This is a genomic window from Aeromicrobium erythreum, from assembly GCF_001509405.1.
GTDB lineage: Bacteria > Actinomycetota > Actinomycetes > Propionibacteriales > Nocardioidaceae > Aeromicrobium > Aeromicrobium erythreum.
The window spans coordinates 558,843-568,863 of sequence record NZ_CP011502.1 but is presented as its reverse complement, the minus strand read 5'-3'; the positions used below and the strand labels follow the sequence as shown (position 1 = coordinate 568,863).

The following is a 10,021-nucleotide window of genomic DNA, read 5'->3' as shown; positions in this document are numbered from 1 at the left end:
AGTGCCCCGGAAGTGTCCGAGACGCGGGGAGGTAGACGCGGGGAGGTAGGTTCGGGGGGTGCGTATCGCGACCTGGAACGTCAACTCGATCCGTAGCCGCGTCGACCGGGTGACGGCCTTCCTGGAGCGGCACGACGTCGACGTGCTGGCGATCCAGGAGACGAAGTGCCGCGAGGATCAGTTCCCCGCGCTGGAGCTCTCGTCGATGGGCTACGAGTACGTCCACGTCGGCCTCAACCAGTGGAACGGGGTGGCCCTGCTGTCGCGGGTCGGGCTCGACGACGTCACGACGTCGTTCGCCGACCAGCCGACGTTCGGCGACCCGCCCGTGCTGGAGCCCCGCGCGGTCGGCGCCACGTGCGGCGGCGTGCGGGTGTGGAGCCTGTACGTGCCGAACGGTCGCGACCTGGAGCACGAGCACTACGCCTACAAGCTCGAGTGGCTGGCCCGACTCCGCGCCGACGCCGAGGGCTGGCTCGCGGCCGACCCCGACGCGCAGATCGCGCTCACCGGCGACTGGAACATCGCTCCGCAGGACGACGACGTCTGGGACATGGCGGTCTTCGAGGGCAAGACCCACGTGTCCGAGCCCGAGCGTGCCGCGTTCCGCGCCATGGTCGACACCGGCTTCAGCGACGTCGTCCGCCCCTACGCCCCCGGGCCCGGCACGTACACCTACTGGGACTACCAGCAGCTGGCGTTCCCGAAGAAGCGCGGCCTGCGCATCGACTTCGTGCTCGCCTCCCCGGCCCTCGCGGCCCGCGTCGACGGGGCGTTCATCGACCGCGAGGAGCGCAAGGGCAAGGGCGCGAGCGACCACGCCCCCGTCGTGGTCGACCTCGCCTGAGGCTCAGCTGCCCCAAGTGGGGCGCAGCGGCATCTGGGCGTCACCGTCGGCGCCGACCTTGACGCCGAGCACCTGGTGCAGGCCGATCTCGTTGCGCTCGAAGGCGAGCCGCGAGCCGGCCATGTACAGGCCCCAGACCTTGGCGACGCCGAGGCTGACCTCGCCGAGCGCGTCGTCCCAGCCCTGCTCGAGGTTGCGGCACCAGTCGCGCAGCGTGAGCGCGTAGTGCTCGCGCAGGTCCTCCACGTGGCGGACCTCGAGACCGTGGTCGTGCATGGCGGTCACGATGGTGCCGACGGGCGCCAGCTCGCCGTCGGGGAAGACGTAGCGGTCGATGAAGGCCCCGGCCTTGGTCGACAGGGATCCGTCACGGCGCGTGATGCAGTGGTTGAGCATCCGACCACCGACGCGCAGCTTGCCCTGCAGGAACGTGAAGTAGTCGGGGTAGTTGCGGACCCCGATGTGCTCGAGCAGGCCGATCGAGGAGACGGCGTCGAAGCCCTCCTCCTCGACGTCGCGGTAGTCGCCGAAGCGGACCTCGGCCAGGTGGTCCAGGCCCGCGTCCTTGATCGCCTGCTGCGCCCACTCCGCCTGCTGACGGCTCAGGGTCACACCGAGCGCCTGCACGCCGTAGTGCTCGGCGGCGTGACGGACCATGCCACCCCAGCCGCAGCCGACGTCGAGCAGCCGGTCGCCGGGCTTGAGCCCGAGCTTGCGGCACACGAGGTCGAACTTCTCGAACTGCGCCTGCTCGAGGGTGGCGTCCTCGTCGGGGAAGACGGCGCAGGTGTAGGCCATCGACGGGCCGAGGACGATCTCGTAGAAGCGGTTCGAGACGTCGTAGTGGTGGTGGATCGCCTCGGCGTCACGCGCCTTGCTGTGGCGCAGTCCCTCGACCATGCGACGCCAGCGGGGCTGGTGCTCCTCCGGCGGCGGGGGCGGCGGCTTGAGGTTCGACAGCCCGAGGCTGCGCACGACCTGGAGGAGCTCGGCCGGGCCGGGCATGCGCAGCCGCAGCCGGCTCTGCACGAGCGCCATCATCTCGTAGGGGTCGGCGAGCGAGACGCCGTCGAGCTCGAGGTCGCCGGAGACGAACGCCCGGGCGAAGCCGAGGTCGCCGGGGGCGGTCATCAGGTAGGCCAGACCCCGCTCGTTGACCAGGCGCGCCGTGAAGGGCGCGTCCACCGGCCCCGCGCTGCTGCCGTCGTACGCCTCGAGCCGGAACGGCATGCCGTCGCGCATCAGGCGCGACACGGCCTCGGCGATCGTCAACGTCTCGCTCTCGCGGATGCTGCTCATGAGTTCCTCACCGCTTTCTCGTACAGGGAGCTGAGGCGCCCCTCGGGGTCGTGGACGGCGCGCACCGCGTCGAGCGCGGCGGTGCCGTAGAGCCGGGCGAAGGTGTCCTCGTCGTAGAAGGCCTCGGAGTAGAGGGACTTGTGGCCGCCGAGGGTGTGCACGTGCTCCTCGATGCGTCGGTTCACGGCACCCTCGGGCGTCCCGGCCGGCACGACGACCGTGCCCCAGAAGCCGAGGTTCACGTAGGTCTCGCCGGGGGCCAGCGGGTAGCCGGCCCAGGCGCGGGTGGTGCGCAGCGGGCACAGCCACACCGGTCGCATGCCCACCTCGGCGTCGAACCACTCGAGGAAGGCCGGCACGGCGTCGACGGGGACCTCGACGTCCTGGATGACGCGCTCGCGACCGGGGACCTTCTTGACCCGGTCGAGCAGCCTGCTCAGCCCGACGCGCGTGTCGAGGGAGACCAGGCGGTGGTAGACGTCGGAGCGACGCCAGCGGCGCGGCCAGAGCCGACGCACGAGGGGCTGCTGGGCCCCGAACGCGGCCGAGCACCAGAACCAGTCGGTGTCCCAGCGCCACAGGTAGTCGTACATGGTCAGCCGGTCGGTCTCGCGACGCTGCAGCGAGCGGTAGTAGACGTCCTGGCCCGCGTAGTCCGACGTCGGGCCCGGCTCGTCGGTGAACCGCGCGAGCGTCACGTAGACCTCGGTGGGCGTGAACGCGGTGGCGTCGAGGCCGTGCACCGGCTCGCCGTGCCACTGCTGGGTCTCGGTGACGTCGGCGAGGGCCTGCGCCGCCTGCTTGGCGTCGTCGAAGCGGACGTGGCGCAGCGCGACGTACGGCGGGACGGCCTCGAGCCGGATGCGCAGGCGGGTGGCGTAGCCGAGGCTGCCGTAGGAGTTCGGGAAGGCGTCGAAGAGGTCGTCGCCGGGTCGGCAGGTGACGACCTCGCCCGACCCGGTGAGCACGTCCATCTCCAGCACCGACTCGTGCGGGAGGCCGTTGCGGAACGACGTCGACTCGATGCCGAGGCCGGTGACCGCGCCGCCGAGCGTGATGGTGCGCAGCTGCGGCACGACGTAGGGGATGAGCCCGTGCGGCAGGGTCGCGTCGACGAGGTCCTCGTAGGTGCACATGCCCTGCACGTCCGCCGTGCGCGCGTCGACGTCGAGCGCGACGACGCCGTCGAGCCCGGTGACGTCGAGCCCCGGCGCGTCGGTCGCGGCACGCGGTCGGAACAGGTTGCTCGTCCGCTTCGCCAGCCGCACCGGCGATCCGGCCGGGATCGCCGCGTAGGAGGCGAGCAGACGGTCGACGGCGCGATGGTGCTCGGTCCACCCCTTCATGACGTCAGCCATGACCTCAGCCTAAGTGCGGCCTTTTTCCAGACGCCACCCGGAGGTTGCAAACGTCAACTACTGTGGCTCAGCTCTCACGGCCCAGCTCTCACCGGACTGTCCTGAAGCCGGGTCGTCAGGTCGCGGCGCCGAGCCGCCACACGAGCGCCTCGCCGTCGCCCACCAGCACGACGTCGTCCTCGACCTCCTCGGCCCGCAGCGCGTCGCCGGGGCCGAGCCGCGCTCCCGCCACCTCCACGGAGCCGCGCGTCACGTGCACGAGGAGGGCGGGCGACGCGGGGACGGTCAGGGGCGCGTCGACGCTCGGCCGGGCGACGAGCAGCTCCGCATCGGCGTGCAACGTGACGCCCGCGTGCAGGCCGGGACCCGTCGGCACGTCGAGCGACGCGTACTCCGGCGCCGACGCGTGCCGCGAGCGGAGCATCGTCTGGACGAACCGCAGCGACTCGACGTCCGAGGCGTTCAGCTCCTCGTGCCGCGCACCGCCGCCGGCGCTCAGCCGCTGCGCCGTACCGGGGCGCACAGTGCCGTGGGTCCCCGTCGTATCGCGGTGGGCGAGCTCGCCCTCGAGCACCCAGGTGACGATCTCGACGTCGCTGTGCCGGTGCTCGGCGTACCCGCGTCCCGGGTCGACGACCTCCTCGTTCACGGCCACGACGGCGCCGAAGCCCGTGTTGGCGGGGTCGTAGTGGATGCCGTAGGAGAACGAGTGCAGGGTCCGGACGCCGTCGCCCTCGCTCACGTACCGGTCGCCCGCGCGGCGCACCTCGCTACGCATAGCCGAGCTCGTGCAGACGCTCGTCGTCGATGCCGAAGTGGTGGGCGATCTCGTGGACCACCGTGATGCCGACCTCCTCGACGACCTCCTCCTCCGTCTCGCAGATCGCGAGGGTCGGTCGACGGAAGATCATGATCCGGTCGGGCAGGACGCCACCGTAGGCGGTGTCGCGCTCGGTGAGGGCCACCCCGTCGTAGAGACCGAGCAGGTCGGGGTCGTCGGCGGGTGCGTCGTCCTCGACGAACAGCACGACGTTGTCGAGCAGCGCGGTCAGCTCCTGCGGCACCTGCGCGAACGCGGCCTCGACCAGCTCGGCGAACCGGTCCTCGCTCATCTCCACCACGCCCCCATCCTGCCCGAGGGCCGGTGGGGACCCGGGCGTGCAGGCCGTCGGGGCCCGCCACCCGTATGCTGGGTCCGCCGCGCCCCCTTCGTCTAGCGGCCCAGGACGCCGCCCTTTCAAGGCGGTAGCGCGGGTTCGAATCCCGTAGGGGGTACCACCGGCAGGTCGCTCGGCGATCCGCCCTCCCCGCACCCGTCACCGCGCCGTCCTCCTGCGTCGCGCCGTGACGCCGTCGTGCTGCGTCACGCCCCGCCGCGTGCCCCGACGGCACCACCCAGGGCATCTCCAGGGCCCGGGACGTGGCCCCCGTCACGTGACCCGCTTGACGAATGATGTGCTGCCCCTCACACTCGTTTCGATACAACCTCTCACGGAATGAGAATGTGATGCACGTAGCGGTACTTGGACTGGGTGAAGCCGGCGCGCTGTACGCCTCCGCCTGCACGAGGCAGGGCTGGGACGTCACGGGCTACGACCCCGGCGACGTCCCCACGCCCGACCACGTCGTCCGCGCGACCTCGATCGCCGACGCGGTCCTCGAGGCCGACGTCGTACTCGGCCTCACCGGGGCCCGGGCCGCCGTGGCCGTCGCCACCGAGGCCGCCACCGCGATGCGTCCCGGCTCCTGCCTCGCCGACATGAACTCGGGCTCGTCGGCCCTGAAGGACGACGTCCGCGCCGCGCTGGAGGGGCACGACGTCCTCCTCGCCGACGTCGCCGTGATCGGCTCGGTCCCGACCTTCGGCGCCCGTACCCCGCTGATCGTCAGCGGCTCCGGCAGCGCCGTCGCCGCCTCGTTGTTCACCGCGCTCGGTGCTGACGTCGACGACATCGGCGGTGCGCCCGGCGACGCCGCCACCCGCAAGCTGGTCCGCTCGAGCTGGATGAAGGGGGTCGCGGCGCTCATCGTCGAGACGCTCGAGGCCGGCCGGGCGGCCGGGCTCGAGGACTGGACCCGCGAGCAGGTCGCCGAGCAGCTCGCCGACGGCGCCGTCGCGATGGACCGGCTCTACGACAGCACCTACAAGCACGCCGCACGCCGCGCTCACGAGATGCGCGACGCCACCCGGCAGATCACCGACGCGGGCCTCGTGCCCGTCATGGCCCGCGCGACCGCGGCCCTGCACCAGCAGCTCGCCGAGAACCACACGATCGTCGACGCCGACGTACTCCGTGCGTGGGCGGACCTGCCGGTGGCCAACATCGGCGACGCCCGCGGTCGTCTCGGCATCACCCGCGACCTGCACGCGCCGTGGCGCGGCGCGACCATGGTCGGCCGCGCCCGCACCGTGACCGTCGCCGGCGGCGACAACGTCGGGATCCAGCGCATCATCGAGCAGGCCCGCCCGCACGACGTGATCGTCGTCGACGGGCAGGCCGACACCAGCCGCGCCCTGGTCGGCGAGCTCATCGCCGGTCGCCTCATCGCCAAGGGGGTCGCCGGCATGGTCATCGACGGCGCCATCCGCGACGCGGAGGACCTGCAGGACATGGGCTTCCCCATCTGGCACCGCGCCCGCAACGCCGCCGGCCCCTACAAGAACGGGCCCTTCCACCACGGTGAGCCCGTCTCGGTGGGCGGGGTCGTGTGCCTCGAGGGCGACCTCGTGGTGGCCGACGGCGACGGCGTCACCTTCGTCCGGCCGCACGAGGCGCCCGCGCTCCTGCCCGCCGCTCGCGCCGTGCAGGAGGAGGAGGCCCGGCGTCGTGAGGGCATCTCTGCGGCCGTCGACGCGTACCGTCGGGCCCAGGAGGAGGTGTCGTGAGCGCGATCATCGCCCTGCTCGTCTACATGGCGGCCATCATCGTCTGGAACTTCGTCCTCGGTCGCAACATCGGCGAGGCCATGCTGGTCGGCCTGCTCGTCGTCACGGCCTTCGCCGGCGCCGACGCCTGGACCGTCCTCACCCACGCCTTCTGGGAGGCCACGCAGGAGCAGGTCATGTTCGCCGGCCTCGCGTTCGTCTTCATGAGCTACATCCTGGGCCAGACGCCGGTGCTGGACCGGATGATCGACATCCTGAACTCGCTGCTCGGCCGCGTCCGCGGCGGACCGGTCTACACGAGCACCGTCGCTGCCGGGGCGTTCGGCTCCGTCGCCCACGTGGGCGCGTCGGTCACGGCAGCGGTCGGCTCGATCACCATCCCCTGGATGAAGCGCGCCCAGGTCCGCCCGGAGATCGCGGGGAGCGTCGTCGCCGGGTGCGCCGGCATGGGCGTCACCTTCCCGTTCAGCTCGACGATGTTCATCCTCACGGGCGCCCTGGCGACCACCGGGACGCTCACCGTGGACGAGCTGGTCATCCCGCTGGCGATCGGTGGTCTCTGGTGCCTCGGCGTGCGCCTCCTGGTCAACGCCTACATGGTCCGCAAGTACAACCTGCGCGCGATGGACCCCGCCGACCGGCTGCCGTTCGGGCGCAGCTTCTCCCGGGGGTGGACCTCGCTGACGCTGTTCATCGGGATGGTCGTGCCGGTCCTGCTCACGATGGGCTGGACGTCCGCACGGCTCAGCGACTACGTCGGCGTCGACACCGGTGAGGCGCTCAGCCTCATCGTCTGGATCCCCGTCCTGATGATCGCGATCGTCGGGTTCCTCGGTCGGCGACACCTGCCCCGCGGAGGACGCGACTGGTTCGATCTCCTCGCGGGAGCCGCCCCGCGGTTCGGGGTCATCGGCGTGACGATCGTGGCCGCGTTCGCGGCGGCGAACGTGCTCGGCGAGCTCGGACTGCCGGCGCAGCTGACCACCGCGCTGGAGGCCGTCGACGCCCCCCGCCCGGTCATGGCGCTCATCGTCGGTGCCGTCGTCGTCGCGATCGCCATCCCCCTCACCGCGTCGGCCACGATGGCGGCGATCGGCCCGGTGGCCGTGGCCGCGCTCATCGGCGTCGGCGTCGAGCCGGCCGTGGCGGCGACGGCCGTCCTCATCTTCGCCTCGACCGAGGGCGCCTCGCCCCCGTCCGGTGCGCCGATCTACGTCGCCGCGGGACTCGCCCAGGTCGACCCCGCCAAGATGTTCCGCCCCCTCGTCACCTACTTCTGCCTGCCCATCCTGGGCATCGGCGTCCTCATCGCGTCTGGAGTGCTGCCCGTATGAACCCCCTCGACCACCCGACGACCATCGATCCGTCCGCCACACCGTCCGAGAGGCCGGCGACGGCTCGGCTGCGGTCCTTCCTCCGCCTCGGCTTCGTCGTCACGCTCCTGGTGTTCCTGGCCGGCGGGTTCGTGCTCGTCGCGGCACAGGCCGTGCAGCTCGTCGCCGGCGACGGTCCCGCGGTGGCCGCGATCGGCGAGCGGCTCGGGCCGCCGACCTTCACGGTCGCCACCGTGTGCGGGCTGTTCGCGTTCGCGCTCGAGTACCTGCGGCCCGCCAGCGCGAGGGACGAGGATGCCTGACGGACCCCTCGACGTCACCGCGTCGTACAACGACCTGCTGCGACGCGGTGACGCCCCTCCCGGCTCCACCTGGGGACTGTTCGACCCGGCCAGCGAGCGCGGCATGGCCGACCTCGCCGGACCGGAGCAGGTGCTCGCGGCGGCGTCGCTGGTGCGGACGGGCGAGGTCGTGAACCTCGACCACGGCCTCGCCGCCTTCGACCCGCCCATGGCGCGCGCCCGCCAGGCGCCCCGGCACACGATCGTGGCCGGGCACCCGCAATCCCGCGACGACAGCCTCGACTTCTTCCTGCAGGCGAGCTCCCAGGTCGACGGCCTGCGGCACCGGCGCGCCCAGGACTGGGGGTTCTACGACGGGCACGCCGACGCGCAGATCGCCGTCGGCAGTCCCACCCTCGGGGTGCAGCGCTGGGCGGAACGGCCCGTCGTGGGTCGCGGCGTGCTGCTCGACGTCGCGGCCGCCCGGGCCGACCTCGGGGCGCCGCTGGACCACGCACGAGGCGAGGTCCTCGAGGTCGACGACCTGGAGGCCGCCGCCCGGCGTCAGGACGTCGCCGTCGAGCCGGGCGACCTCGTGCTCGTGCACACCGGCTGGGCCTCGTGGTACCTGGCGCTGGACCGGAAGGCGCGCACCGAGGTCCGCGACCGTCGCTGCGCCACCGGGTTCGCGCAGCGTCGCGCGCTCCCCCGGTGGCTCTGGGACCACCGGGTCGCCCTGTTCGCCACGGACACGTTCGCGGTCGAGCGGCTGCCCGTGGTGCCCGACACCGAGTTCGCCGGGTCGGCCGTCGACGACGCCGGGATGATGCACCAGGAGCTCATCGCCTCCCTCGGGATGCCTCTCGGCGAGCTGTGGCGTCTCGACGCCCTCGCGACGGCGTGCGCGCAGGACCAGCGCTGGCACTGCCTCGTCGTCGTCAAGCCGCTGCACCTCGAGGGCGGGGTCGGCTCGCCGGCCAACGCGACGGCGCTGCGCTGAGCGAGAGGCGTCCTGGTCGACAGGGTCAGAGCCGGCGGCTGAGGGCCGAGGCGGCGTTGCGCACGGCTGCCGACCACGCCTCGATCCGCGACTCCGGGAACGTCTCGGTCGTGCCCGCCACCTGGAGGGCGGCCACGACGTCGTCGCCCAGGCGCACGGCGGCCGCGACGGAGCGGGCACCGATGACGCGCTCCCCCTCGGAGACCACGTAGCCGCGCGCTCGGATCGTCACGAGCGCCTCGCGCCACGCCTCGACGTCGATCTCGACGCCGCTGGCGGTGACGAACGGCACCGCCTCGTCGACCACCCGCTGCTGCAACGACTCCGGCAGGTAGGCGGCGAGCACCTTGCCCGCTCCCAGGTGCAGCGGCAGCCGCTCCCCGACGGGCAGCTCGTAGCGCAGCGGGTTGGACCCCTCGACGCGGGCGATGACGGCGCGGCTGGTGCCGGTGCGCACGAAGACCGACGAGGCGAGCCCGGTCTCGGCGGCGAGGTCCTGCAGCACGGGACGGGCGTTCAGCACCAGCGGGCTGCCGGTGAGGAAGGCGTGCGCCCCGAAGAGCAGGCCGACCCCGGCGCGGTAGCGGTTGTCCTCCCGCTCGACCCGGCCGCGGGTCTCGAGCGCACCCAGGATCCGCTGGGCGGTGGCCACGTGCAGCCCCGAGCGGCGGGCGATCTCGCTCAGCCGCAGGCCGTGGGGCGCGGCCTCGAGGACCTCGAGCACGTCGATGGCGCGGTCGAGCGAGCGCATCGTCGACGCGTTCGACTCCGCCACCACCATGCCTCCTCAGGTCTCGGGCGCGCTGCCCGACGAGAGCCGATCCTACGGGAGCGTCGACGTCGCCCCACGGACCCGCGGCAGCCGGTCGTGCCGCCGCGGGGACCACGACCGGGGCCGGTCCGCGCGTGCCGAGCACCTCGTCCGGGCGAGCCGCGGACCTCGTCCGCGAGCTGCCCGTCGTGATCTTGGTCACACCATGGGCCATTCTCCGGAGATCCCGTCTGACCTGCGCAG

Annotated in this window: 10 protein-coding genes and 1 tRNA gene; 6 read left to right on the top strand and 5 right to left on the bottom strand. The window is 72.6% G+C overall.

The features are described 5' to 3' along the window. Positions 1 to 58 precede the first annotated feature (58 nt). Entirely contained in the window at positions 59 to 847 is a 789-nt protein-coding gene (locus tag Aeryth_RS02785) for an exodeoxyribonuclease III (protein WP_067854369.1), read from the top strand. Between the two features lie 3 nt (positions 848 to 850). Here Aeryth_RS02785 and Aeryth_RS02780 read toward each other — a convergent pair whose 3' ends face one another. The 4 genes from Aeryth_RS02780 to Aeryth_RS02765 form a co-directional block, all read right to left on the bottom strand. Next, positions 851 to 2,146, bottom strand: coding sequence for a class I SAM-dependent methyltransferase (locus Aeryth_RS02780; RefSeq protein WP_067854366.1), 1,296 nt, complete (start codon positions 2,144 to 2,146; stop codon positions 851 to 853). After that, on the bottom strand, positions 2,143 to 3,504 hold the full coding sequence (locus Aeryth_RS02775) for an FAD-binding oxidoreductase (RefSeq protein ID WP_236749802.1): 1,362 nt from the start codon (positions 3,502 to 3,504) through the stop codon (positions 2,143 to 2,145). The genes Aeryth_RS02780 and Aeryth_RS02775 overlap by 4 nt, the downstream gene beginning before the upstream one ends. Positions 3,505 to 3,619: 115 nt before the next feature. Then, positions 3,620 to 4,282, bottom strand: coding sequence for a pirin family protein (locus Aeryth_RS02770; protein ID WP_067854363.1), 663 nt, complete (start codon positions 4,280 to 4,282; stop codon positions 3,620 to 3,622). Next, positions 4,275 to 4,616, bottom strand: a complete 342-nt coding sequence (locus tag Aeryth_RS02765) for a metallopeptidase family protein (RefSeq protein ID WP_083516561.1) — start codon at positions 4,614 to 4,616, stop codon at positions 4,275 to 4,277. The genes Aeryth_RS02770 and Aeryth_RS02765 overlap by 8 nt, the downstream gene beginning before the upstream one ends. Positions 4,617 to 4,706: 90 nt before the next feature. Here Aeryth_RS02765 and Aeryth_RS02760 point away from each other — a divergent pair. From Aeryth_RS02760 to Aeryth_RS02740, 5 genes are all read left to right on the top strand, one after another. Next, a tRNA-Glu gene (locus Aeryth_RS02760) sits at positions 4,707 to 4,782 on the top strand. Between the two features lie 229 nt (positions 4,783 to 5,011). Then, positions 5,012 to 6,391: an RraA family protein gene (locus tag Aeryth_RS02755; RefSeq protein ID WP_083516205.1), complete on the top strand. Its 1,380-nt coding sequence runs from the start codon at positions 5,012 to 5,014 to the stop codon at positions 6,389 to 6,391. Further along, positions 6,388 to 7,725 carry a TRAP transporter large permease subunit gene (locus tag Aeryth_RS02750; RefSeq protein WP_067854357.1) on the top strand — a complete coding sequence of 446 codons (1,338 nt, stop codon included), beginning with the start codon at positions 6,388 to 6,390 and terminating at the stop codon, positions 7,723 to 7,725. The genes Aeryth_RS02755 and Aeryth_RS02750 overlap by 4 nt, the downstream gene beginning before the upstream one ends. Further along, positions 7,722 to 8,027 (top strand): hypothetical protein, encoded by a 306-nt coding sequence (locus Aeryth_RS02745; RefSeq protein WP_067854353.1) that lies wholly within the window; start codon positions 7,722 to 7,724, stop codon positions 8,025 to 8,027. The genes Aeryth_RS02750 and Aeryth_RS02745 overlap by 4 nt, the downstream gene beginning before the upstream one ends. Then, a complete protein-coding gene (locus tag Aeryth_RS02740; protein ID WP_067854351.1) occupies positions 8,020 to 9,006 on the top strand; it encodes a cyclase family protein in 987 nt (328 codons plus the stop codon). Before Aeryth_RS02745 ends, Aeryth_RS02740 begins: the two co-directional genes overlap by 8 nt. 25 nt (positions 9,007 to 9,031) lie before the next feature. Here Aeryth_RS02740 and Aeryth_RS02735 read toward each other — a convergent pair whose 3' ends face one another. After that, entirely contained in the window at positions 9,032 to 9,781 is a 750-nt protein-coding gene (locus Aeryth_RS02735; protein ID WP_158509168.1) for an IclR family transcriptional regulator, read from the bottom strand. Positions 9,782 to 10,021: the final 240 nt, after the last annotated feature.